Source organism: Microbacterium soli (assembly GCF_039539005.1).
Classification (GTDB): Bacteria; Actinomycetota; Actinomycetes; order Actinomycetales; family Microbacteriaceae; genus Microbacterium; species Microbacterium soli.
This window is the reverse complement of sequence record NZ_BAABCP010000001.1, coordinates 944,691-968,924: the sequence shown is the minus strand read 5'-3', so window position 1 is coordinate 968,924 and position 24,234 is coordinate 944,691. Positions and strand designations below refer to the sequence as shown.

Genomic DNA, 24,234 nt, shown 5'->3' with positions numbered 1-24,234 from the left:
TTCATATGACGCGGTGATGGCGCCGTCCGCCGTCAGGATGGAGGACATGCCCTCGCACTCCGCATCGCCCGCCCCCGTCCGCTTCGGCTACTGGACTCCGATCTTCGGAGGATGGCTGCGCAACATCGCCGACGAGCAGACCCCGGTCTCCTTCTCGCATCTGGCGGAGATCGCCCGCACCGCCGAGCAGGGCGGGTTCGATGTGACGCTCATCCCCGAGCTGAGCCTCAACGACATCAAGGGCGTGCAGGCGCCGTCGCTGGATGCCTGGAGCATCGCCGCGGGCCTCGCTGCGGTGACGGAGCGGATCGAGCTGCTGGCGGCCGTGCGGCCGGGATTCCACAACCCGTTCCTGACCGCCAAGCAGGCCGCGACGATCGACGAGATCAGCGGAGGACGCTTCACGCTGAACGTCGTCTCGGCGTGGTGGGCGGAGGAGGCGAAGCAGTACGGCGGTCTGTTCAGCGCGCACGACGACCGCTATGCGCGCACGGCCGAGTGGGTGCGGGTGCTGCGCGGGCTGTGGAGCAGCACGCCGTTCGCCTTCGAGGGCGACTACTACCGGACCGAGGGCACCTACCTGGAGCCCAAGCCGCAGCGCATCCCCCGCATCTACGCGGGCGGCGAGAGCGAGGCGGGCCGTACGGCCATCACGGGGTTCGCCGACGCGTACCTGACCCACGGCGGCACGGTCGAGGAGGTGGGTGAGAAGATCGCCGACATGCGCCGCCGCGCCGCCGAGGCCGGCAGGGCCCCCTTCGAGGCGTTCGGCATGGCCGCGTACGCCATCGTCCGCGACAGCGAGGAGGAGGCGCTGGCCGAGGTCGAGCGCATCACCGATGTGCGCACCGGCGCCGCCTACGGCTCGTATCAGGACTTCGTGAGCAAGTCGAAGCTCGACGTGCAGGTCGACCTCAAGGAGTACTCGGTCTCCAACCGGGGCCTCCGCCCCAACCTCGTCGGCACGCCCGACCAGGTGGCCGAGCGCATCCTGCGCTTCAGCGAGGTGGGCGTGGAGACACTGCTGCTGCAGTTCTCGCCGCACCTGCCGGAGCTCCAGCGCTTCGCCGAGGAGGTCATCCCGCGGGTGCGCAGGCTGGAGTCGCTGCGCGCCGCGGCCTGAGCCGGCGGATGCCGCGCATCGGCGTCCACGGGCAGGGGCCGCGCCGGCGCCCGTGCCCGGCATCCGTTGCCCGCTGAGCAGACGGATACTGCCCGTCGGCGTCAGCGACGCGCGACGGCGATGGCCTGATCGAGATCGGCCAGCAGGTCCGCGACATCCTCGATGCCGACCGAGAGGCGGATGAGCCCGTCCGCGATGCCGAGCCGGTCGCGCATCTCCTGCGTGAAGCCGAGGTGCGTGGTGGTGGCGGGATGCAGCGCCATGGAGCGCGTGTCGCCGATGTTCGTCATCCTGCTGAACACCCGCAGGGCGTCGAAGAACCGCTCGGCGGCGACGGCGCCGCCGGCGATCGTGAACGAGAACACCGAGCCGGGTGTGCCGCGGTAATCGCGGTCGGCGAGCGGCTTCAGCGGATGCCCGTCCAGGCCCGCGTAGTCGACGCTCTCCACGTCGGGATGCCGTGACAGCCAGGTGGCGATCCGGTGCGCGTTGTCGAGGTGACGCTGCACGCGCAGCGACAGCGTTTCGATGCCCTGGTGCAGCAGGAAGCCCGCCAGCGGCGACAGGGCGGGGCCGGTGTCATTGGCGACGCCCAGACGCACGTGCATCTCGAAGGCGCGCGGGCCGAAGGCCTCCACGAGCGAGCGGTGACCGGCGACGGGCGTCGCGGTGAGCGCCGGGTAGGGGCGCGACGTCCCCTCCCAGTCGAAGTTCCCCGCATCGATGATCACGCCCGACACCGTCGTGCCGTGACCGGTGAGGAACTTGGTCGCCGAGTGCACGACGATGTTCGCGCCGTGCTCGATGGGGCGGATCAGGTAGGGGGTGGCGATGGTGTTGTCGACGACGAGCGGAATCCCGTGCCGGGAGGCGACCCGCGAGATCACGTCGAGGTCGATGATGTCGTTCTTGGGGTTGGGGATCGTCTCGACGAACAGCGCCCTGGTGTCGGGGGTGATCAGTGCGTCCCACTCGGATTCGTCCGACGGCGACCACACGTAGTCGACGGTGACGCCGAGGCGCGACAGGGTGCGCTCGAACAGCAGCCGCGTGCCGCTGTAGATGCTCGCGGCCGAAACGATCCGGTCGCCGGCTCCGGCCAGGCCCAGCAGGGCCGAGGTCACGGCGGCCTGACCGGAGCCGACGACGAGCGCCCCCGCACCGCCCTCCAGCGAGGCGATGCGGTGCTCGGCCACCTGGTTGGTGGGGTTCAGATTGCGGGAGTACAGCTGTCCCGCCTCCTCGCCCGAGAAGCGGTTCTTCGCCTGCCGGAACGAATCGAACCGGTAGGCGGCCGAGAGGTAGACGGGGGAGACCCGGGCTCCGTAGGTGAGCTCGTCGTACTCCCCCGCATGCACCTGGCGCGTGTCGAAGCCGTACGAGTCCCAGTCGTACTCGGGGGCTGCGACGCCTGTCGTCAGGGTGGGGGAAGCGATCTGGTCGGTCATGCCATCCACCGTAGAATCCGCTGTCCGTCCCGAGATGCTTGATTTCCCTCCGTGACGATGCGGGACTCAGGGGCACCGGCCGGGCTCGGGAACCTCGCCCAGCGGGGCGAACCGGCCCACCTCGACGATCTTCGCGCCGGTGCGTCGTCGTCCACGGTGGGCGTCGTCCCGTGTCGCCGCGTTTCGGCGTATGACGAATCGCTTCACCGTATGGCATCCGCGGTGGCGTGCGGCGGCGGCGCGGGTCTACCGTCGGCGGGGCGCGCACCGCGCGTCCCCATCGACGGCGAGAGGATCTCACATGACCGACCAGACATCCACCGGGGCTGATCTCGAGGAGCTGCGCGCACGATTCCGGCCGCTCTTCGAGCGGATCGCCCAGGGCGCGGCGGAGCGGGACGCCTCGCGGGAACTGCCCCGCGAGCTCATCCGCGAACTCGCGGATGCCGGGTTCGGCGCTGTGCGCGTGCCGCGCAGCCACGGGGGCGCGGGCGCGAGCCTTCCGCAGCTCATCGAGCTGCTGACCGACCTCGCCGCCGCGGATTCCAACCTGCCGCAGGCGCTGCGCGGCCACTTCGCGCTCGTGGAGGACCGGCTGGTCGCCCACGCGCACGCCGATCAGAGCGTCTGGTTCGAGAGGTTCGTCGCCGGACAGCTGGGCGGCAATGCATGGACCGAGATCGGTGCGGTCGAGGTCGGGGACGTGGGCACGAAGGTGCGCGAGTCGGACGGCGTCCTGACGGTGTCCGGCACGAAGTACTACAGCACCGGCAGCATCTTCGCGGACTGGCTGGACGTGTTCGCGCAGCGGGAGTCCGACGGCGTGCGCGTCATCGCGCTCGTGCCCGCCGACCAGCCCGGGGTGGCCCTGCTGGACGACTGGGACGGCTTCGGGCAGCGCACCACGGGAAGCGGCACGACGGTGCTCACGGACGCTCGCGTGGAGGCATCCGACGTCATCGACTTCTCCGAGCGGTTCCGCTACCAGACCGCCTTCTACCAGCTGGTGCTGCTGGCGACGCTCGCGGGCATCGCCGAGAACGCCGCCGCGGAGTTCGCGGCGCAGGCGCAGCGCCGCACCCGGGTGTACAGCCACGGGGCCGGCGACGTCTGGAACCAGGACCCGCTCATCCACCAGGTGATCGGGAAGGCGACCGCGCAGGGCTTCGCCGCCCGGGCCGTCGCCGTGCGCGCCGCGCAGGCCGCGCAGGACGCGTACCTGGCGGCGTTCGCGGATGACGAGGCCGCGGAGCGGGATGCCAACATCCGCGCCGAGCTCGACTCCGCGCAGGGGCAGATCGTCATCACCGCGATCGCGCAGGAGGCGACCTCGCATGTCTTCGACGCGCTCGGCGCGTCGGCGGCGGGCGGGGGCAAGCAGCTCGACCGGTTCTGGCGCAATGCGCGGACGGTGTCCTCGCACAACCCCGTCGTGTTCAAGGAGCGCATCGTCGGCGACTGGGCGATCAACGGCACCGAGCCGCCGTACGTGTGGGCCATCGGCGCGCAGCGGGCGACGACCGCCGGGTGAGAGCGAAGGACCCGGCCGGGGCGCTCACCCGGCCGGGTCCTTCGTCCGTCCAGCGGATGCCGTGCGCTCGGGCCCGTGCTCGCGGACGCGAGTGCACGGACCCGAGCGCGCTCCCCTCAGACCTGTGCGAGTGCGGGCAGCAGGGAGCCCAGCCAGCGGGCGATCTCGCGGGGCGCCGAGCGGGGGGACTCCGCCTCGACGTCCGGGTTGTAGTTGGTGTTGGTGTTGACGTCGTAGGTGACCGTGCGCCCGTCGACGGTCTCGATGAACTCGATGCCGGCGATGTCGATCCCCTCCGCGGCGAGGAAGCCGCGATACTGAGCGATCAGTGCGGGGTCGATGTCGCGGCGCAGCGTGAACATCGGCAGCGGCGGCTCGTCGGCGGCGGAGGGCAGCGCGCAGGCCTCCGCCGGGCACAGCTCGAAGGATCCGTCGCTGGTGTCCACCCGGACCGCGTACACGAGCTCGCCGTTCACGAACTCGGCGCGGGTCACGAAGGGCTCCCGGGCGGCGAGATGCTCCTGCAGCAGGGTGATGCCGTCGGGGGAGGGCTCGAAGTCGGGGCCCGATACCCAGGCGTCGAACTCGTCGTGGCTGTCGAACCGGCGCACGCCCAGCCCCTTGCCGCCCTGGTTGTGCTTGGACATGAACGGTGCGGGCAGCTCGCGCGCGCGCCGGGAGAGGTCCGCGGTCCCGAACACGGCGATCGTGCGGGGGACGTCGATGCCGGCACGGCGCAGCGCCGCATGCTGGGCGGCCTTGCTGACCTCGAGCTCGAGGACGCGGCTGCCGTCGATGACGGTCCGCCCCCACGACTCCAGCCAGCGCAGCACGGCCCGGCCGTACTCCTTCGAGGCGCCGTGATCGCGCGTGTGCGCGGAGGCGCTCAGCCTCGACCAGAACACGCCCTGCGGCGGCTCGGCAGACAGGTCGATGGAGCCGTCGGTCAGCGACCAGGACTCGATCGGCACGCCTTCCGCGGCGAACGCGGCCGCCAGCGGCGGGATCCATTGGGGGTTCTCGTGGATGATGTAGACGCGGGGCTCGGTCATGCGTTTCAGCGTACTGACGCCCACCGCGGGGAGGCTCCGGGAACGTCACGCGAGGACGCACAGCGAGACCCGGCGGCTGCTCGTGTCCTGCTGCTCACAGTCCCTGCCCGGCATCCCACAGCCGCTCGGTGTGCCCGGCGAGCAGGGCGTCCAGCGAGACGGCCTGCGCATCGGTCAGCGACGCGACGTAGTCGATGATGCCGCGGCCCCGGCCGAGCCGGTCGAGATCGGCATCCGTGTGCGGGTCGGTCATCTCGGGGGCGTCCCTGCGCAGCATCCGGTAATCGTCCGTCGCCAGCTCGACGAGGTCGATCAGCCGTCGTGGTGCGCGCCGGGCGTCGCGTGGATCGTCGAGCCAAGCGGTGAACCCGTCCACGAGCCGCTCGAGCACACCCGCCTGACCCCGCTGGTACACCGTGAGGTCGGGGCGCTCGAGGATGAACCTCTCGTGCAGGAACTTCAGCACGCCGACCTCATGCCAAGCCGTCCTGCTGAGTCGCACATGGCCGGAGCGGGCATCCGGATGCCGGTGCACCTCCACGGAGGACTGCAGCCGGGCGATCCAGCCCGACGTGAACCGCGCGAGCGACCGCTCACTGGCCAGCGAGCCGTCGAACGGCTCCGCGACGAGCCCGTCGACGACCTCGGCGGCCACCTTCGCGACAGCCTCGCTGAAGGCATCCGGGTCGGCGATCCAGGCGTCCTTCTCCTGCATCCGCCGCCACAGCAGCTCCAGCGAATGACCGGGGGTCCGGGTGTCTGCCGCGAGGGCTTCGACCTCGGCGGCGCGCAGTCGGGCGAGATCCCGACGCCACGCGCGGAACTCCGCCGACAGGGCGGCGGGGTTCAGCAGGTCGGCGCGGTAGAAGTCGTCGAGGTCGTGCAGCGAGTACGCGATGTCGTCCGAGATGTCCATGATGGAGCACTCCACGGTCTGCTGGCCCGGTTCGATCAGCGGGTAGGCGGAGAGCGCGCGCCGGGCGTCCGGCTCGTCGATCGCATAGAAGTTGAACTTGCTCGCGCCGCCGCGACGTGTGCCGCCCTCGCCGCGCAGCCAGGGGTACTTCAGTACGGCCGCGCGCACCGCGGCGGTGAGGTTGAGGCCGACGCCGGGCCGATCGTGCTCGTCGAGACGTGTGAGGATGCGGTAGGTCTGGGCGTTGCCCTCGAAGCCCTCCGCGAGCCCGAACCGGGTGCGGGCCAGCCGGTCGAGCGTCTGCTCGCCGAGGTGCCCGAACGGCGGATGGCCGAGATCGTGCGCGGCCGCGGCGGCCTGCACGACGACCGGATGCGCACCGCCGAGCTCGGCGACGATCCGGCCGCGCTCGTCGGTGCGCGTGGACAGGTGGGTGGCGATCGCCCGAGCCACGGCGGCGACTTTGACCGAGTGGGTGAGCCGGTTGTTCACCGCCAGCCCCGCGCCCGCCTGTGAGATCACCTGGGTGACGGCGGAGAGCCGCGAGTAGAAGGGGGAGAAGCGGATGCGCTCCACATCCACCCGGAAGTTCGGATGCCCCTCCGCGCGCTGGAACTCGTCGAGAGTCTCGGGCAGGCGTCGCGCCTGACGGGGATCGGGGGAGTCCTGGGGCATGAAGCCAGTGTGGCACGGGGCGGGGACGGGACCGTGCGTATGCTCGTGCGGGGGCGGTGCTCGTACGCGGCATCCTCGGCATCCGTCATCGGAGCACCGTCGGCCGGGTCAGGCCGGCGGACGGATCCCCGCGCGCAGCGCGACCTCGCGGTAGGCCTGTGCGAGATCGGCGGTGGTGTGGTGCCGGTTCAGGCCGCTGGGGTTGGGGACCACCCACACCTCGGCGCCGTCCCAGTCGCCGGGCTGCCGGCCGACCAGGGCGTGCGGGGCGTCGAACGCGGTCCGGTAGGCGGTGATCCCCAGCAGCGCGACCACGCGCGGACGGATGCCGGCGACGCGCTCGCGCAGATCCGCGCCGCCCGCGCGCAGCTGGGCGGCGGTGAGCTCGGATGCCCTGGACGTGGCGCCGCGGACGATGCTCGTGATCCCGACGCCGCGGCTGCGAAGATGCTCTTCATCGGCGGGCAGCATGCCGGCGGAGGCATCGATCCGGCGGTCGACGATGCCCGCCGCCGCGAGGGCGGGGAAGAACCGGTTGCCGCGGGGTGCGAAGTGCGCCTGGACGGCCACCGACAGCAGGCCGGGGTTGATGCCCGCGAACAGCAGCAGGGTGGGGTCGGGGAGGAGATCCGGCAGCGTCCCGCCCGTGAACGCCGACAGCTCGGCGCGGGTGAAACGCGGGCGTTCGGCGGCATGATCGCTGCGGGAGGGCATGGCTCCATCATCGCGGTTCTCCGCGCTCGCCGCGCCGTCCGGTGGCGTGTGTAGGGTGAGCACGATGCTGTCGAGATCCGGGCGGATGTCCGCCGACGTCGTTCCGCGGACCATGCCGCTGTCACCGGTGTGCGCGGGCACGGCGGTTCCCGTGCGCGGGGAGGACGGTCGATGACGCTCTTCGAGTCCGACGGCCCGGACCGGAGCGTGAAGGAACCGGCGTCCGGTCGTCGGCGAGGCATCGTGGCCGCCGTCGTGGTGGTCATCGGGATCGGCGCGCTCGTCGCGGTCGTGCTGTCGGCCGTGCTGGGTGGTCCTGGATCCGAGTCGCCGTCCGACCCGCCGGACGGGAGGGCGGCTCCGTTCGTCGAGGTCGAGGCACCGCCTCCGCCGCTGACCGGCGAGACCGCGGAGCTCGCCGACCGGATGCAGCTGAGCGACGAGGGCAGGGAGCTGTTCGCGCGGACCCGCCCGGAGCTGGTGGGCGCCGACGAGATCGGCGAGGTGTGCGCGGATGCCGTGCACGGGCAGTCCGAGGACTGGTCGGTGCGCGGATGCTTCCTCCTGACCTCGGCCGAGGGCAGACCGGGACGCATCTACGTGTATCGGCCGGGGGATGACCGGCTGGTGGATGCGATGGTCACCGTCGCCGCCCACGAGCTGCTGCATGCCGTCTACGCGAACATGCGCGCCGATGAACGGGCGGTCGTGGACGAACTCATGCCGGCGGCGGCAGCGCGCGTGCCGGCGGACGATCCCGTGCACGCGCAGATCACGGCATCCGTCGGCGACGAGGACGACAGCCGGGCGACCGAGCAGTTCGCGTATCTCGGCTCGCAGGTCGCGCTCGACGGCGGGTTCGATCCCGCGTTGGAGGAGATCTACGCCGGCGTCTTCACCGACCGCATGGCGCTCGTGGAGGCGCACCGCCGGTCGCTCGACGCCGTCGATGACGTGCTCGCCGCGGTCAAGTCGGCGTGGGCGCACGTCGCGGAGCAGGAGCAGGCGAACGCGCAGCAGCGCGCCCAGCTGGATGCCGACCGTGCGGCCTACGACGAGGCGGTGCGCGCATACGACGCCGACCGTGCGGAGTTCGACGCGACGCCGGCCGAGGAGCGCGAGCGATGGCAGGTGACGCTGACCCCGAAGGGTGGGGAGCCCATGACCATGTCGTGGGAGGAGTCGCTGACGTACCGGCACGAGGAGCTCGAGCGCTATCGCGTCGACATCGAGGAACGGGCGCGCTCCCTGGCCGATGCGGAGGCCGCCACGGCCGCGCTCCGGGCCGAGACCGAGGCGCTGCGCGCCGACGCCCTCGCCCTGCTCCGCGCCGCGAACCCCGGGGCGTCGATCCCGGACGAGTGACGGGCGCCCCTCCCCCCGCGCCCTCTCTCTTGTCCGCGTCCTCCCTCCCGCCAAGAGACCGCTTCTGGCGTGAGACCCCGCTCAGGCATGGTTTCTCACCCGGGAAGTGGTGTCTCACCCGGCACCGCCGCCGGTGGCTGTCGCCGGCCATGGCGCTCGGGGTGGCATCGACGAGGGTGGTCCGGTGGGTCGTGGATGCGCGGGTTGACTCTCCTGCTGGGGGAGACGGGAAGCTGGTCTCATGTTGAAGATCGGGGAGTTCGCAGGATTGACCGGGCTGAGCGTGAAGGCTCTTCGTCACTACGACGAGACGGGCGCGCTCGTCCCCGCGGATGTGGATGACCGCTCGGGGTATCGGCTGTACGCCGAGAGTCAGGTGCGGGCGGGTGTGGTGATCCGCGCGCTGCGGGACGCCGGGGTGCCGCTGCCGGAGGCATCCACTGCGATCGCGGGAGGGGACGCCGAGCAAGCACTCGCCGCTCATCGGGTCCGTGTCCTCGAGCAGCGGGAACGCGAGGATCGTGCGTTCCACGATGCCGCGCGGATGCTGCGTGCGCTGGCCGTCCCGGTGAACGTCAGCGAGCGGTCGATGCTGGTCCAGCACTTCGTCGGGCAGGCCATCACTGCTCCGGTCGACGATGCCGGCGCTGTCTCGGATGACGATGCGAACGCGGTGCTGGGTGCGCTGTTCGCACGGCTCCAGGCCGCAGGCGCCGGCCCCAGCGGGCCGTTCTGGCTTACATTGCGAGCCGGTGATCGAGGAACCATCGAGGTGGTGTGCTGCTGGCCGACCGCGTCCCATGTGCCCGAGGAGGCGCGTGGATCCGAGAGCTTCTCCGCCGAGCTCCCCGCCCGGACGGAGCTCGTGGCGACGTGGCGTCCGGTCGACGGAGAAGAGCCGCCTGAGGGGGCACTGCATCCCGCAGCCGTCGGGCTCTTCGACGCGATCGCCGAACGCGGGGTCGAACTCGGTGATGTCGAGGTGCGTCAGACGGTCATCGGTCAGAGCGCTGATGACTATGCCGTCGAACTGTCGGTGACGGTGTCATGATGCGGATGATGAAGCGAACCGCAGCGGTCCTTGCCAGCATCGCCTCCGCAAGGAGGTCACCCCAGGACCATCGGACTGTCGAGAATGCTCTGCAAAGGAGGAGCTGCCGATCAACCAGGAAGACCTGCTCTCGCGACTCATCGTAACTAACGACCAGTCCGCGCCCATCGGAGTCGACCTGAAGCTGGTCCAATTTGGTGAGGATGCTCTTCACTGTCAGATGTTGTCTTCTTTAAGGTGAGCTCAATCCCCAGGGAGCCGAGAGCCTCGCGGTAAATGTCATCGACCGTCTTGCCGTGTCGGCACTGAACGATGATCCCCTGGGGGATCATCTTCTGCCTGAGCCACGATCTTCTGCTTTTTGATGGGCCTACGAGCGAGATATGACGCTGGGATCGGTCCAGCTCACGCCTTACCTTTGAGCCGAGCCCGCACGGTCGACATACGACTCGGGGTTGACGTCGCTGCTGACGCCGAATACGGAGTCGGCGGTACGGCCCAGTTGCTTCATACGGCAACCATATCTGGCCTGCGCCGCGTCGGCAGAGGGCGCGGTCAGCCGGAGGCGCGCCTTGAATGCGCAAAGAATGTTCTCACAGCTCTCGCAGTGTCATCGAGGCATCTCGCGCCGCCCGGCCCGTTCGGCGAACGCGTCGATTGCTCCGAGGATCTCGGTGCTTCGCCAGAACGGCCGTTCCGCTTTCGCGGTCAGGATGCCGGCGTCGACAAGCGCTTGAAGTGGTGGGTAGGCGTTGGGGCGCTGGACGCCCAGTTCTCGGGCGGCGGTGACGGCGTCAAGCACCGGTCTGCGGGCGACGATGTCCAGAAGCCTCCACGCGTTGCTTGAACGCCGTACCGTCAACCGAGTGGCCCATGAGCGTTGGATCTCGTCGATGTCGGCGATGAGTCGCCGCGCGTTCGACACCGCCCTCATGGAGGCGTTCGCGAAGGCCAGCACGATGGGGGACACGTCTCCTGCCCGATAGGCCGTCAGCGCCTGGTGGTATCCCTCGACATCTGCCAGCAGTCCAGCCGAGACCGGCACTGCCACGTTCTCAGTCACTCCGCGATGGCGCAGCACTGCTTGCGCAAGTGCGCGGCCGGTTCGCCCATTGCCGTCGCTGAACGGGTGGATCGTCTCGAACTGCGCGTGAGCCACCGCGACAGCAGTCAGAGGAGCAAGGTCGTGGCGCGTCGCAAAGGCGACGAGATCGGTGATGAACGCGGGGATGCGGACGTGATCGGGGGCTACGTAATCCGCACCTATCGGGCTGTCTGCCCGGGTGCCGATCCATACCGCCTGGTCGCGCCATTCGCCGGGAGTGTGGCGCGGCTGCCCAGCCATGAGTATGCGGTGCATGTCACGGATCGCATCGGAGGAAAGGCCTGCGCTCAGGTTGAGTGCGGCTTGCAACGATTGCGTGTTGGCCGCGATCAACTCCGCATTCCGGCTGCCCTTGGCGCCGAGCTCTGCACTGAAGATCGCGCGGGCACTGGCGGTCAGGTTCTCTATCCGAGACGAGGACGCGGACTCTGAACGGAGGAGAACGGGAGCGAAAGCGGCGACTCGATGACCAAGCTCTGCATCGAACCTGCTCAACGCATTCGCGGCGGTGGACGCTGCCTCTGCCGCCTCGGCGGATGGCTGCGGCGTCAGCATGGCGATGAGTGGTGGCACCGCTGCCTTGTATCGGCCACCGCCGAAGCCCGTCGTGGGCAGCCACACCTGGCTCTCCCATTCGAGAGCCGGCCACGATGTTGCGGCATTACTCATACACGCCCACCCCTTTCTGTATGAGTAACTTAGTTATTCATACAGAAAGCCTACGCTCCGCATGGGCTCGGCGGAAGGATATGCAATAGTCACTTATTCGCGCCGGGCGCACGTGGAGGGGACTGGATCCGCCGAGCGGAGGCGATCATCGAGTCTCGCGTGACTCGGCTGTAGAAATACGTGAGCTTGGCTCGTCATACCGTCCGGAAGACTGCCAGGCTCCGAGGGCTACTGCCCGCCGTAGCAAAACGATAACCCAGATAAGAGCTTAAATGGGTTGCCGCCGGTGGTTGAATCTGTGGTGCTGGTGGTCGCGCTTACTGGCGTGAGCCTCGTCGAGGGATGCGTTTCGTCTCGCTTCGCTCGCTCAACGACCGGGGTGCGGGGGCGTCTCGTCTCGCTGCGTTCGCTCAACGACCGAAGGCCGCCGAAATTGCCCCTCGCCAGGGCAAAGCAAAACCCTCACGATGTAGAAGCTACGCGAGGGTTCCTGGGATGATTGTAACGATCACCCGTGTGGCTCCGACCGGCGTCGATCCGGTGACCTTTCGATTTTCAGTTGGATACGGCGGGGCAGTGGGTGCTCGTTGGTCGCTGTTTGCCGCGTGATTCCGCGGAAGTGGTCATGGTTGGTCGCGGCTGGTTGAGGGTGGTTTCAGCGGGGCTACCGGCACGAAACCGGCACAGGGTTACGCGGGCTCACTCGGCTCTGCGGCGTTCCACTCCTCAGCGAATGAAGTTGCGCGTTTCCGCTGAACGGCCTTCTGGTAGATCGGAATCACGGCTTGCTTTAGCGCCCGAACCGCGGTTGGGCTCTTAAGTTCGCGCTTGTGGTCGAACGGGTTTCGGGCTTCTTCTCGCTCTTCAATCTCTGAGTTGAGATCTACGACAAGATCATCCGTAACACGTTTGATCACCGCGGCGACCGCGGCAAAGCCCTTTTCGGCAAGGAAGGCGCCGGGATCCTTGCAGAATTCTTCGCCGACGTCATCGATCTTGAGGGCTTGCTTGAGTAGGTACATCAAGAAGTACGGTGTAACCGAGTAACGGGCGACGAGCTGATTGTCGAGGGCTGCGAGACTCTCGATCGCTGCATCGCGGACTGCGATCAGGGCAACGATTCGCCCCGCGGTAACCACCGGGCGACCAAAGATGTCGGCGTGAAGGTCATCGAAATACCGATAGGACTGGTGGCAGCTCCAAGGCTGCCCGAGGTCGAAGGCTAGGAGAACCTTGGCTGCGTCCTCATTTGTGATGACGCGCTCCGCTGACGAAGCCTCACCACGCTTCACCTCGTAGTCGAACTGGTCACCGAAGGAGCGATTGAAGTCCTCTTTCAGTCGCTTCTGGATTACCGAGTTTGACTGGAGATCGCGGGCACCGATGGAGTTTTGGTTGTTGCTGTTGCGGGTGATCATCCCGGCGAGATCCGATGCCGGGTCAAGTTCGACGACCCGTGCGAGAAGCCGAAGGTCGTTGCTCAGTGAATCCTTCTTTTCATTCAAGGTCGACAAACTCTGAGCACCGTTCACGACGCTGTACTGGTCGATCGTGAGGGTGTCGTTCTCCTCGTCAAGGCGGACCGTGCGCGCCAGGATGGTGAGACCGTTGTGATAAAGCATGAAGTTCTTGTGTTCGGGCTGCGTCTGGACGTTTGAGGCGATGGCACGGTTGACCTTGGTGCGACCGAGCGATTGGCGCACGTTCCAGGCGAAAAGTGCTTGGTTCTCGATACCTGCCATCTGGACAAGCTCGGAGCCACGCAATGACACGAAGTGCGCGGTTGCGGCCTCAGTCTTGTAGGTGATGTGCCCTAAGCTATCGAGGTGAAATGTGACCTCCTTCTCGACGGGCTCAGTATCACCGAGGGGGAGCCAATCCTTCTGGAGGCGATCGGCATCGTATGCCGTGATCGCGCCATGGGCGGCCACGAAGTTTAGGCCGTTGGCGTCGAGCGGAGCATTCGTCAATAGGATCCCGCGGACCTCGTAACCGGCTTTGACCTTTGCTGCAACGTCCGCATCCGCGAGGAGGTTCTTGAGCTCCACGTTTCCCGTGGAGTTCGCCACAGCTTCAACGCCCTCTGGGGTGGTCAGCTGCTGGATCGCGCCCGAGAAGTCTCGTAGCGTTCCGTCGCCAACTGTCTTAGATGGGTTTTGAAGGAGCTTGGCCTGAAGCACGTAGACCACTTCCAACGTGTCATCGACGTAGATCCCGTCGATGCCCTTGTCGTCGGGACCGTCGCAGATTGAGTCTTCAACGGTGAGCGCCTCAAGCCGGAAGTAGTTCTCAAGGAACCAGCCCAAAAACGCGCGAGAGTCTGTTCGGCCAGGCACGCGGTGTCGTCCGAACTGGTCGAGCACGGCGGGATAGCTGAGGTCAAGCGGCATAGACAGCACACTAGCGGTCGAAAGGCTCGCGGCGGTGCGATTCGATTCGGGAGCCTCTCCATGGCAATTGATGCAGTGTGCTTGAGGTGCCGAGGAGCGCCCGGACCGCAGCGGAGCGAGGACCGGACGCACCGCAGGTGGGTCAAGCGCACTGCGCAGCCGGCCGAAGGCCGGCCTTGAAGGGCAGTGGTTCTGGTTTCATGCGCTCGAGCCTGCCTATGCGTTTGGCCGTGCTGGCCGCATGTCCGCACAGGTAGGTTCCTATGCGGTGATCCGAGCGGCGGCAGAGAGCCGGTTCGATCACAAGCTTGATCGTGACGTACGTACTCTGTATCTCGCCTCCGGCGGGTGGGTTGACCGCGGGCCCGCGAATGATCGTGAGCTTCTCGCCCGGTTCGTCCGCGGCGTCGATTCGCGGAGCTCGCACTGGAATGGTTGACGTAAAAGGCATGGTAGCTGCCGACATGTCGGGTTTCGATTTCGATGCCGTCGATTTCGTGACGAGTGATCATCACTTCGGTCATGTGCGGATCAGTGAGTTGGCGGGGCGTCCGTTCTCGTCGGTGGATGAGATGAATGCCGTGATGATCGAACGGTGGAACGCTCTCGTCGGTCCAGATGATGTCGTGCTTCAACTGGGGGATGTCGCTCTCGGTCCGATTGAGGACAGTGTCAGGTTGACGGCGCAGCTGAACGGGCGGCGCCTGCTTGTTCCGGGGAATCATGATCGTGTGTCGTCCGCGACGCAGTCCAAGCGTGCGATCGAGCGTTTCCGTCCGCTGTATGAACAGGCAGGGTGGACCGTGCTTCCCGAACTCCTCGACGGTACTCGTTCTGGCAAGCGGCTGCTCGCTTCGCACTACCCATACTCCAGTGACACGACCGGCCCGGATCGGCACACCAGGCATCGTCCGGCTGACGAAGGCATCCCGCTCATCCACGGACACACGCATGAGCATGATTTCGGTGCGCACGGTACGCATGAGTTCCATGTGGGTGTGGATGCCTTCGGGTTCGAGCCGGTTCCGTTCAGCGCGATCGATGCGTGGCTTCGATCACTCTGATGCGTTCCGGGCTCAGGGGGTTCGACCGGGCCCCCGTGTGTGACCCTGGACGGTCATGGAAAATCAGGCGGAAGAGACTGTTGAGCTCGATGGGGTGGAGTACGCCCTGACCTTCGTCGGGGATCTCGACGATGAGCAACGCGTCGCCCAGGGAATGCCTCCTCGTGGCACGGCGTGCGGCTGTCAGGAGTGCAGTTGCGCGAATGAAGCCGATCTGTGGTGGGGCGGTTCCCCGATCTGCGGGTGCTGCTTGGCGGATTGTCCGGATGTGCATCCGGGGAACGAAACGCACGGAATCTGACCGCGAACCGGCCCCAGACCGGCCCAAACGCACTCGGCGAGGGCGTTTCGTCTCGCTACCCTCGCTCAACGACCGGCCCTTCATCTCGCATTGCTCGCTCTGCAACCGGGAGCTTGCAGCGCCGCAGAAACCGTCCCTCACCAGGAGAAAGCGGAAACCCCCGCGATGTAGAAGCTACGCGAGGGTTCCAGTGGCTCCGACCGGCGTCGATCCGGTGACCTTTCGATTTTCAGTCGAACGCTCTACCAACTGAGCTACAGAGCCGCGCGACCGGCGAACCTGTCGCGTCCGAGACGAAGGGCCTCCTCGAAAGAAGGCCCGCCGCATGGAGCGACCCTGACGGGACTTGAACCCGCGACCTCCGCCGTGACAGGGCGGCACGCTAACCAACTGCGCTACAGGGCCATAACTTTTCAATTGTATCGGATGAGTGACCCCAACGGGATTCGAACCCGTGCTACCGCCGTGAAAGGGCGGCGTCCTAGGCCGCTAAACGATGGGGCCGAAGAGAGTCCCTGGGGGCTTCCCTTGCCGACGCTCAAGCATAAGGGACGCGCCGACGAAAAACGAAATCGAGGGCGGGTCATCGTTTCTCTCGGGCGTTTCGGGTGGACGATGAAAGATGCGCTGTACCTGCGTGCGCGCGGGTGCACGCTGTGCCCTGCGGTGCGCCGCACGCATCATACCTGTTGCGGATGTGACGAATGTTGTTAGTGTGGCACTTGTGAAACCGGCGGAAGGGGCCGTGTGAACGACGAAGCCATGGCAGATGCTCGCGCGGCATCCGAGGACTGCGGGTGCGCTCCGACGCTCGGGGAACGGCGCGCCCTCTGGCCGTCCTCGAAGGTGACCCGCCGCAGCGCCATGACCGTCGGCGCGCTCAGCGCCATCGCCCTCACCGTGTTCGGCGTCTCCTCAGGCACGCAGTCCGCCCGGGCCGAACCCGGCTACCCCAGCTGGGACGACGTGCAGCGCGCGAAGGCCAATGAAGCGGCCAAGGGCGCCGAGATCACCCGCATCCAGGGCCTCATCCAGAGCCTCACGCAGCGCGCGGCCGCCGCGGAGCAGGCCGCCCGTGCCGCCGGCGACGAGTTCTTCGCGGCTCAGCAGGCGTACTTCGAGGCCGTCGATCGAGCCGACACCCTGCAGGCGCAGGCCGACGAGCAGGCGGGGATCGCCGACGAGAGCGCCCGTAAGGCGGGCCAGGTCGCCACCCAGCTGTACCGCAGCGGCGGAGACCAGGCCGCACTCGAACTCTTCCTCTCCGACTCCGCGCACGGCGCCGACGACCTGCTCTCGCGTCTTGGCAGCCTGGACAAGCTGCTGGAGTACAACCGCACCGTCGCCGACAGGGCGGCGGCCGCACGCAACTCCGCGCAGGCGCTCAGCGATCAGGCCAAGAGCGCGCGCGACGAGCGCGATCGCCTGCAGAAGATCGCCGAGGAGAAGATGGTCAAGGCGCAGCAGGCCTCCGACGCCGCGCAGGCCGCCCTCGAGGAGAAGCAGAACAACCTCGCCACCCTCCAAGCCCAGCTCGCCGCCCTCAAGGACACCACGTCGGCGACCGTCGCCGGCTACCAGAAGGGCGAGCAGGTTCGCAAGGCCCGCGAGGCCGCCGAGGCGGAGGCCCGACGCAAGGCCGCCGAAGAGGCCGCCAAGAACCACAACAGCGGGGGCGGCGGTGGGGGCGGGTCCGGCGGGTCCGGATCGGGAGCATGGCGGCGCCCGTCGAGCGGCCGCATCACCTCCTACTACGGCCGCCGCAACGTCCAGTGCAGCAACAGCTACTGCGCGTCTCGCGACCACGGCGGCATCGACATCGCCAACGGATGCGGAGTGCCGATCTACGCGGCCCATTCCGGAACTGTCGACTACGTGGGCTACAACGGCGGCTACGGGAACTACACGCGCATCCAGCATGGTGGCGGCATCGCGACGGGGTACGGGCACCAGGCGCGATTCGCCGTGCGCTGGGGGCAGTACGTCAGCGCCGGTCAGGTCATCGGGTACGCGGGCAACACCGGCAACTCGTTCGGGTGCCACCTGCACTTCGAGGTCTACGTCAACGGCGGACGGATCGACCCGTACCCGTTCATGGTCGCGCGCGGCGCGATCTGAGCATCCGCTCCCCGCACACGGCCGGCACGGGGCGGAGGGAACGGGCGCAGACGACGAAGACCCCCGGCGCGAACCGGGGTCCTTCGTCCGTCTGGCGGAGAGCTCAGTGGCCCTCGGCCTCGAAACGCGCGATCGCCTCGTCGAGGATGCGCTGCGCCTCGGCGGCGTTCCCCCACTCGTCGACCTTGACCCACTTGTTCGGCTCGAGGTCCTTGTAGTGCTCGAAGAAGTGCGCGATCTCCTTCTTCGTGTACTCGGCCAGGTCGTCGACGTCCTGGATGTGCGCCCAGCGGGGGTCGTTCGACAGCACCGCGACGAGCTTGTCGTCTCCGCCGGCTTCATCGCTCATCTTCAGCACGGCGACGGGGCGCACGTTCACGACGACGCCCGGGTAGATGGCGTGGTCCAGCAGCACGAGCACGTCCAGCGGGTCGCCGTCCTCGCCGAGCGTGTTGTCGAAGTAGCCGTAGTCGGCCGGGTAGCCGAAGGTCGTGTACAGCACGCGGTCGAGGTGCACCCGACCGGTCTCGTGGTCGACCTCGTACTTCACGCGGCTGCCGCGCGGGATCTCGATGACGGCGTCATGTGCCATGCGGATGCTCCTCAGGAGATGATGTCGGGTGGATGCCGCAGACCAGCCTACTCGCGGCTGTCCGGCGGCTCTGTACCGCTCCACGGAGCCGAGCGCAATACGGTGGTGGTATGCCGTCCCTCGATCCCGCCATCGCCGAAGTCCGCCGTGCCGTGCGCGCGGCGGTCGCCCCGCACGCGGGTGGCCGCCTCGTGGTCGCGCTCTCCGGCGGCGCCGACTCGCTCGCGCTCACGGCGGCGACGGTCTTCGAGGCGGCCAGGATCGATGCGCAGGTCACGACGGCCGTCGTCGACCACGGTCTGCAGGAGGGATCGGATGCCGTGGCCCGGCGGGCCGCCGACCAGGCGCGGTCTCTGGGAGCGGCGGCGCAGGTGATCGCCGTCGACGTCGACCCACGGCATCCGGACGGGCCGGAGGCCGCCGCGCGCATCGCCCGCTACGAGGCGCTGCGGCGCTGCGCACGCGAGCTCGGGGCATCCGCGGTCCTGCTGGGGCACACCCTCGACGATCAGGCCGAGAGCGTGCTGCTGGGACTGGCCCGCGGGTCGGGTGCGGCGAGCCTGCAGGGCATGGCTCCGGTGCGCGAGGACGACGACGGGACGCGGTGGTTGCGGCCCCTGCTCGCGGTGACCCGTGTGACCACGCGGGCGTGCTGCACGGCATCCGGTCTTCAGCCGTGGGACGACCCGCAGAACAGCGAGCCGCGCTTCGCCCGCGTGCGTGTGCGCGAGCGGGTGCTGCCGGTGCTGGAGCGGGAGCTCGGCCCCGGCATCGCGGCGGCGCTGGCCCGCACGGCCGAGCAGCTTCGTGAGGACGCCGCGGCGTTCGACGAGATGATCCACGAGACCATCGAGGACATCGTCGAGCACGCCGAGGCGGGCATCTCCGTCAGCGTCGCCGCCCTCGCCGCCAACCCCGCGGCGCTGCGCAACCGCATCATCCGCCTGGTGGTCGACAGCGAGTTCGGCGTCGGCCTCACCCGCGTGCAGACCCTCGAGGTCGCCCGGCTCGCGACCGACTGGTCGGGGCAGGGGCCCATCGACCTGCCCGGATGCACGGCCCGTCGCGTCGGTCCGCGGATCGTGTTCGCCGCCCGCCGCTGAGCACCGGTGCCTGATCGCCCGCGCCGCAGCGCCGGACGGGTCAGCCGACGACGGCGATGACGACGGCGATGACGACGGCGCTCCGGCGGGAGCGGACGCGCTGTCGATGCGGGACCTCGCCCGGCGTGCGGGTGTCTCCCACGCCGCCCCCGCGCACCACTTCGGCGACCGCAGGGGTCTGTTCACCGCGCTCGCCGCGGAGGGGTTCTCCGGCCTCGCCGACGCCCTGCATCCGTCTGTGCGGCCAGCGCCCCCGCGAGGTCGGGCCTACTTCTTGCCGAAGAGGCCGCCGAGGAGGTCTCCGATCACGTTCCCGCCGCCGGAGGCGCTGCTCTGCCCGCCGCCGAACAGACCGCCCAGGCCACCCAGGATGTCGCCCAGGCCGCCGCCCGAGGACTGGGCGGACTGCTGCCCGCCGCTCAGCAGCCCCCCGAGGATGCCGCCGAGACCTCCGCCGCTGCCGCCCTTGTTCGCATTGGCGATGACGCCCATGATGATCGGAGCGAGGATCGGCAGCAGCTTGCCGAAGTCAATGCCGCCGGCGGTCTTGTCCGAAGCGGTCAGCCCGGCCGCCACCTCCTGCTGATTCTCCCCGAACACGTGCCCGAGGATCTTCCCGCCGTCGACCTGGTCCACGTCGTCGACCTTCGCGGCACCGGAGAAGCCGCCGTGCCTGCTCAGCGCCTGCTCGATCGCGGAGGAGCCCTCCGCCGTCTCGGCGTTCTTGGCGAGCCCGCCCAGGAGCGCCGCGCCGCCCTCCTGCACCGCCTGCTGGGCCACATCGCGGCTCACGCCGAACTTCTCGGCGATGTCATCGATCGGCACCTGCTTCAGGATCTCGTCGAGGTTCATCTTCATCTTTCCCCGCAGGCGGGGTGCCCGCTCCTCCGCTCACAGTAGTGCGGATGTCGCAGGAGCACACTCTAAACTCGTCCCATGCGCGTAGCGGACATCGAAGCAGACCTCGCCCAGATCCTCGTCACCGAGCAGGAGATCCACGCCAAGCTCGACGAGCTCGCCGTCCGGGTCGCGCAGGACTACGCGGGCAAGGACCTCATCCTCATCGGCGTCCTCAAGGGGGCGGTCATGGTGATGGCCGACTTCGTCCGGGCCCTGCCGTTCCACGCGCCGATGGACTGGATGGCCGTGTCCAGTTACGGAGCGGGGACGAAGTCCAGCGGCGTCGTGCAGATCCGCAAGGACCTCGACACCGACCTGCACGGCAAGCACGTCCTCATCGTCGAGGACATCATCGACTCCGGTCTGACGCTGAGCTGGCTGCTGGAGAACTTCGAGTCCCGCGGCGCGGAGTCCATCGAGGTGCTCGCCCTGCTGCGCAAGCCCGATGCCGCCAAGGTCGAGATCCGCTGCAAGTACGTCGGCTTCGACATCCCCAACGAGTTCGTCGTCGGCTACGGGCTGGATTACGCCGAGCGCTACCGCAACCTCCGTGACATCGCCGTGCTCGCCCCGCACGTATACTCCTGACCCGACGGTGGGGCGCGCGCTCAGCGACCCCATGGGCGACTCACGGTACGCCGATGGTGAACGCACAGCGGGAGGCCAGTGGCCGGGCGGTACGCTGAACGGATCATGGACGTCAAGAAGGTCTCCCGGAATCCGCTGATCTACATCGTGCTGATCGGCGTGCTGCTGTTCGCCGGCTTCCTGCTGATCTCGAACCTCTCCGCGCCGAAGCAGATCGGCGTGGACAAGGGCCTGGAGCTGCTGCGCGGGGACACCGTCACCAAGGTCGTCAACACCGACGGCGACCAGCGGGTCGATCTGACCCTGTCCAAACCCTTCGAGGGCTCCGAGAACGTGCAGTTCTACTACGTCCAGGCCCGCGCCGACCAGATCGTCCAGGCCGTCGACGACGCCAAGCCCAAGGACGGCTTCACGGATGTGGTGCCGCGCGCCAGCTGGTTCGACGGCTTCATCACCCTCCTGCTGCCCCTCGTGCTGCTGGGTCTGCTGTTCTGGTGGCTGCTGTCCTCCATGCAGGGCGGCGGCAGCAAGGTCATGCAGTTCGGCAAGTCCAAGGCCAAGCTCGTCAACAAGGAGACCCCGACCGTCACCTTCGCCGACGTGGCCGGCGCCGATGAGGCCATCGAGGAGCTCCACGAGATCAAGGAATTCCTGCAGGACCCCGGCAAGTTCCAGGCCATCGGCGCACGCATCCCCAAGGGCGTGCTGCTGTACGGCCCTCCCGGGACGGGCAAGACCCTCCTGGCCCGGGCGGTCGCCGGCGAGGCCGGGGCGCCGTTCTACTCCATCTCCGGCTCCGACTTCGTGGAGATGTTCGTCGGCGTCGGCGCCTCGCGCGTGCGCGACCTCTTCAACCAGGCCAAGGAGAACGCGCCCGCCATCATCTTCATCGATGAGATCGACGCCGTCGGCCGTCACCGCGGCGCGGGCATGGGCGGCGGCAACGACGAGCGCGAACAGACGCTGAACCAGATGCTCGTCGAGATGGACGGCTTCGACCCCAACGCCAACGTCATCGTCATCGCGGCCACCAACCGCCCCGACATCCTCGACCCGGCGCTGCTGCGCCCGGGCCGTTTCGACCGCCAGATCGGCGTGGACGCGCCGGATCTGAAGGGCCGACTGAAGATCCTCGAGGTGCACGCCAAGGGCAAACCGCTCTCGAAGTCCGTCGAGCTCGAGGTCGTCGCCCGCAAGACCCCCGGCTTCACCGGTGCGGACCTCGCCAACGTGCTCAACGAGGCGGCGCTGCTGACCGCCCGCTCCAACGCGCAGCTCATCGACAACCGCGCCCTCGACGAGGCCATCGACCGGGTCATCGCCGGTCCCCAGCGTCGCACCCGGGTGATGAAGGACCGCGAGCGGCTCATCACCGCCTACCACGAGGGCGGTCACGCCCTGGCCGCCGCGGCCATGAACCACACCGACCCGGTCACCAAGATCACGATCCTGCCGCGGGGCAAGGCCCTCGGCTACACCATGGTCCTCCCGATGGACGACAAGTACTCCGTGACCCGCAACGAGCTGCAGGATCAGCTCACCTACGCGATGGGCGGCCGCGTCGCCGAGGAGCTCGTCTTCCACGACCCCACCACGGGCGCGTCCAACGACATCGAGAAGGCGACGAGCATCGCCCGCAAGATGGTCATCGAGTACGGCATGACCACCGAGCTCGGTCCCGTGAAGCTGGGGTCCGAGGGCGGTGAGCCGTTCGCCGGTCGCGACATGGGCCGCGGCAGGGAGTACTCCGAGACGATCGCGGAGCGCGTGGACACCGAGGTGCGGGCACTCATCGAGCAGGCGCACAACGAGGCGTACCAGGTGATCAGCGACAACCGCGACATCCTGGATCGGCTCGCCCGCGCGCTGCTCGAGGAGGAGACCCTCGACCACCACCGGATCGCGGAGATCTTCACCGACGTGCGCAAGCTCCCGGAGCGCCCGCAGTGGCTCTCCAGCGAGGAGCGACCCGTCTCGACGAGACCGCCGATCGAGGTGCCCGCACGGGCGGGCGAGGCCATCGCCGCCGACGCGGCGGCTCCCACCGCCGACGCGCGCACCGCGGGCGCCAAGCCCGTGACCGGGCAGGCGCGACCGGCGACGGCCTGACGTGGCTGTCGACAGAGCACGCATCGAACGGCTCGTGAGAGAGCTGCTCGAGGCGATCGGCGAGGACCCGGATCGTCCGGGGCTGACGCAGACCCCGAGCAGGATGGCGATGCTCTACGATGAGCTGTTCGCCGGCATCGGCGAGGACCCCGGCGCGCACCTCGCGCGCACGATCAGCGTGTCCCGGGGCCCGGCCCCCGGCACGCTGCCGTCGGGTGCGGTGCTGCTGCGCGGCGTCCGCTTCCGCTCCGTCTGCGAGCACCACCTGCTTCCGTTCGCGGGTGTCGCGCACCTGGCGTACCTCCCCGGTGAGCAGGTCGTCGGGCTGGGGTCGCTCGTCAAGGTCGTGGAGACCCTCGCCGCGCGTCCGCAGGTGCAGGAGAGGCTCGGTGAGCAGATCGCGGATGCCCTGGACGCGCACCTGGACGCCCGTGGGGTGCTGGTCGTGCTGGACGCCTCGCACGGCTGCGTGACCATGCGCGGCGGCCGTCAGCCGGACGCGTCGACGCTCACCGTCGCCGTCCGCGGGGAGTTCACCGATCCCGTCGCGCGGACCGAGCTGATCGCCCTCATCGGAGCCGGTGCGCCGGGTTCGCACGAGGCCGGGGCATGACCGGCATCTGGGGCGTCCTCAACACCACCCCCGACTCGTTCAGCGACGGCGGCAGGTACGTCGACCCGGACGCCGCCATCGCGCGGGCGCACCTCATGCGCGCACAGGGCGCGGCGATCATCGATGTGGGCGGGGAGTCGACCCGCCCCGGCGCCGTGCGCGTCGATCCGGCCGTCGAGCGCGCACGTGTGCTTCCGGTCATCGAGGCGCTCACGGATGCCGGCATCCCCACCTCCATCGACACCCTCAACGCCGACACCGCCGTCGCCGCCGTGCGAGCGGGCACCCGGATCGTCAACGACGTGTCCGGCGGGCTCGCCGACGAGCGGATGCTGCCCGCCGTCGCCGATCTCGGGGCCGACATCGCCCTCGGGCATTGGCGGGGACCGAGCGAGGACATGTACGCGCACGCGCAGTACACGCGCGTGGCGCGCGAGGTGGCGGCGGAGCTGCGCGGGCGCGTGGAGGCAGCCATGGCGGCGGGCATCGCCCCGGCGCGGATCATCGTCGATCCGGGCATCGGGTTCGCGAAGACCGCTGAGCAGAACTGGGAGGTGCTGCGCGGGCTCGACGAGATCTCCGTGCTCGGCCACCGGGTGCTGGTGGGCACCTCCCGCAAGCGGCTGCTGGCGGATGCCCTGCATCGGGCCTCCGATGACACGCCGCTCAGCGAGCGCCGGCGCGACCTGGCGACGGCGGTCACGAGCGCGCTGGCCGCGCGCGCCGGGGTCTGGGCGGTGCGCGTGCACGACGTGGCGGCCACGAGGGATGCGCTGGCGGTCGTCGGCGCGTGGGACGGAGTGTGAG

The 24,234-nt window shown here is 68.6% G+C and carries 19 protein-coding genes and 3 tRNA genes; 11 read left to right on the top strand and 11 right to left on the bottom strand.

The annotated features are described in order from the left end of the window. The first annotated feature begins 46 nt into the window (after nucleotides 1–46). Nucleotides 47–1,123: an LLM class flavin-dependent oxidoreductase gene (locus ABD770_RS04505; RefSeq protein ID WP_344818311.1), complete on the top strand. Its 1,077-nt coding sequence runs from the start codon at nucleotides 47–49 to the stop codon at nucleotides 1,121–1,123. 101 nt (nucleotides 1,124–1,224) lie between these two features. Here the strand turns inward: ABD770_RS04505 and ABD770_RS04500 are convergent, their stop codons facing one another. Continuing rightward, nucleotides 1,225–2,571 carry an O-acetylhomoserine aminocarboxypropyltransferase/cysteine synthase family protein gene (locus ABD770_RS04500; protein ID WP_344818310.1) on the bottom strand — a complete coding sequence of 449 codons (1,347 nt, stop codon included), beginning with the start codon at nucleotides 2,569–2,571 and terminating at the stop codon, nucleotides 1,225–1,227. Nucleotides 2,572–2,872: 301 nt separating this feature from the next. On the opposite strand from ABD770_RS04500, the gene ABD770_RS04495 reads away from it, so the two are divergent. Beyond that, nucleotides 2,873–4,102 carry an acyl-CoA dehydrogenase family protein gene (locus tag ABD770_RS04495; protein WP_344818309.1) on the top strand — a complete coding sequence of 410 codons (1,230 nt, stop codon included), beginning with the start codon at nucleotides 2,873–2,875 and terminating at the stop codon, nucleotides 4,100–4,102. A 116-nt stretch (nucleotides 4,103–4,218) separates the two neighbouring features. Here ABD770_RS04495 and ABD770_RS04490 read toward each other — a convergent pair whose 3' ends face one another. The 3 genes from ABD770_RS04490 to ABD770_RS04480 all read right to left on the bottom strand — a co-directional run bounded on the left by ABD770_RS04490 (nucleotide 4,219) and on the right by ABD770_RS04480 (nucleotide 7,600). Beyond that, the gene (locus ABD770_RS04490) at nucleotides 4,219–5,154 is read right to left on the bottom strand and encodes an ATP-grasp domain-containing protein (RefSeq protein WP_344818308.1); all 936 of its coding nucleotides are present in this window, start codon (nucleotides 5,152–5,154) and stop codon (nucleotides 4,219–4,221) included. Nucleotides 5,155–5,248: 94 nt separating this feature from the next. Next, nucleotides 5,249–6,745 carry a deoxyguanosinetriphosphate triphosphohydrolase family protein gene (locus ABD770_RS04485; RefSeq protein ID WP_344818307.1) on the bottom strand — a complete coding sequence of 499 codons (1,497 nt, stop codon included), beginning with the start codon at nucleotides 6,743–6,745 and terminating at the stop codon, nucleotides 5,249–5,251. A 108-nt stretch (nucleotides 6,746–6,853) separates the two neighbouring features. Further along, on the bottom strand, nucleotides 6,854–7,600 hold the full coding sequence (locus ABD770_RS04480) for a mismatch-specific DNA-glycosylase (RefSeq protein ID WP_344818306.1): 747 nt from the start codon (nucleotides 7,598–7,600) through the stop codon (nucleotides 6,854–6,856). A gap of 30 nt (nucleotides 7,601–7,630) precedes the next feature. Between ABD770_RS04480 and ABD770_RS04475 the strand changes: the two genes are divergently transcribed. Next, nucleotides 7,631–8,824 carry a hypothetical protein gene (locus tag ABD770_RS04475; protein ID WP_344818305.1) on the top strand — a complete coding sequence of 398 codons (1,194 nt, stop codon included), beginning with the start codon at nucleotides 7,631–7,633 and terminating at the stop codon, nucleotides 8,822–8,824. Between the two features lie 241 nt (nucleotides 8,825–9,065). Further along, complete coding sequence (locus ABD770_RS04470) at nucleotides 9,066–9,875, top strand: MerR family DNA-binding transcriptional regulator (protein WP_344818304.1); 810 nt, start codon at nucleotides 9,066–9,068, stop codon at nucleotides 9,873–9,875. Between the two features lie 610 nt (nucleotides 9,876–10,485). Here the strand turns inward: ABD770_RS04470 and ABD770_RS04465 are convergent. Continuing rightward, nucleotides 10,486–11,649: a Fic family protein gene (locus ABD770_RS04465; RefSeq protein ID WP_344818303.1), complete on the bottom strand. Its 1,164-nt coding sequence runs from the start codon at nucleotides 11,647–11,649 to the stop codon at nucleotides 10,486–10,488. Nucleotides 11,650–12,338: 689 nt separating this feature from the next. Continuing rightward, nucleotides 12,339–14,039: an AIPR family protein gene (locus ABD770_RS04460; protein WP_344818302.1), complete on the bottom strand. Its 1,701-nt coding sequence runs from the start codon at nucleotides 14,037–14,039 to the stop codon at nucleotides 12,339–12,341. Nucleotides 14,040–14,488: 449 nt separating this feature from the next. Here ABD770_RS04460 and ABD770_RS04455 point away from each other — a divergent pair, with 449 nt between their 5' ends. Beyond that, on the top strand, nucleotides 14,489–15,103 hold the full coding sequence (locus tag ABD770_RS04455) for a hypothetical protein (RefSeq protein ID WP_344818301.1): 615 nt from the start codon (nucleotides 14,489–14,491) through the stop codon (nucleotides 15,101–15,103). Nucleotides 15,104–15,595: 492 nt separating this feature from the next. On the opposite strand, the gene ABD770_RS04450 is transcribed toward ABD770_RS04455, so the two are convergent. From ABD770_RS04450 to ABD770_RS04440, 3 genes are all read right to left on the bottom strand, one after another. Next, nucleotides 15,596–15,668, bottom strand: a tRNA-Phe gene (locus ABD770_RS04450). A 67-nt stretch (nucleotides 15,669–15,735) separates the two neighbouring features. Then, nucleotides 15,736–15,809 (bottom strand) — tRNA-Asp (locus tag ABD770_RS04445). Nucleotides 15,810–15,835: 26 nt separating this feature from the next. After that, nucleotides 15,836–15,908, bottom strand: a tRNA-Glu gene (locus ABD770_RS04440). A gap of 258 nt (nucleotides 15,909–16,166) precedes the next feature. On the opposite strand from ABD770_RS04440, the gene ABD770_RS04435 reads away from it, so the two are divergent. Further along, complete coding sequence (locus ABD770_RS04435) at nucleotides 16,167–17,522, top strand: peptidoglycan DD-metalloendopeptidase family protein (RefSeq protein ID WP_344818300.1); 1,356 nt, start codon at nucleotides 16,167–16,169, stop codon at nucleotides 17,520–17,522. 103 nt (nucleotides 17,523–17,625) lie between these two features. On the opposite strand, the gene ppa is transcribed toward ABD770_RS04435, so the two are convergent. Further along, the gene (ppa, locus tag ABD770_RS04430) at nucleotides 17,626–18,114 is read right to left on the bottom strand and encodes an inorganic diphosphatase (protein WP_344818299.1); all 489 of its coding nucleotides are present in this window, start codon (nucleotides 18,112–18,114) and stop codon (nucleotides 17,626–17,628) included. Nucleotides 18,115–18,224: 110 nt separating this feature from the next. Here ppa and tilS point away from each other — a divergent pair, with 110 nt between their 5' ends. Then, nucleotides 18,225–19,217 (top strand): tRNA lysidine(34) synthetase TilS, encoded by a 993-nt coding sequence (gene tilS / locus ABD770_RS04425; RefSeq protein ID WP_344818298.1) that lies wholly within the window; start codon nucleotides 18,225–18,227, stop codon nucleotides 19,215–19,217. Nucleotides 19,218–19,484: 267 nt separating this feature from the next. Here the strand turns inward: tilS and ABD770_RS04415 are convergent, their stop codons facing one another. Continuing rightward, nucleotides 19,485–20,069, bottom strand: coding sequence for a DUF937 domain-containing protein (locus tag ABD770_RS04415; protein WP_344818296.1), 585 nt, complete (start codon nucleotides 20,067–20,069; stop codon nucleotides 19,485–19,487). An 84-nt stretch (nucleotides 20,070–20,153) separates the two neighbouring features. Between ABD770_RS04415 and hpt the strand changes: the two genes are divergently transcribed. The 4 genes from hpt to folP all read left to right on the top strand — a co-directional run bounded on the left by hpt (nucleotide 20,154) and on the right by folP (nucleotide 24,233). Next, a complete protein-coding gene (gene hpt, locus ABD770_RS04410) occupies nucleotides 20,154–20,705 on the top strand; it encodes a hypoxanthine phosphoribosyltransferase (protein WP_344818295.1) in 552 nt (183 codons plus the stop codon). 105 nt (nucleotides 20,706–20,810) lie between these two features. After that, nucleotides 20,811–22,814 carry an ATP-dependent zinc metalloprotease FtsH gene (gene ftsH / locus ABD770_RS04405; protein ID WP_344818294.1) on the top strand — a complete coding sequence of 668 codons (2,004 nt, stop codon included), beginning with the start codon at nucleotides 20,811–20,813 and terminating at the stop codon, nucleotides 22,812–22,814. 1 nt (nucleotide 22,815) lies between these two features. Then, nucleotides 22,816–23,427: a GTP cyclohydrolase I gene (gene folE / locus ABD770_RS04400; RefSeq protein WP_344818293.1), complete on the top strand. Its 612-nt coding sequence runs from the start codon at nucleotides 22,816–22,818 to the stop codon at nucleotides 23,425–23,427. Then, nucleotides 23,424–24,233: a dihydropteroate synthase gene (gene folP / locus ABD770_RS04395; protein ID WP_344818292.1), complete on the top strand. Its 810-nt coding sequence runs from the start codon at nucleotides 23,424–23,426 to the stop codon at nucleotides 24,231–24,233. Before folE ends, folP begins: the two co-directional genes overlap by 4 nt. The last annotated feature ends 1 nt before the right edge of the window (nucleotide 24,234 follow it).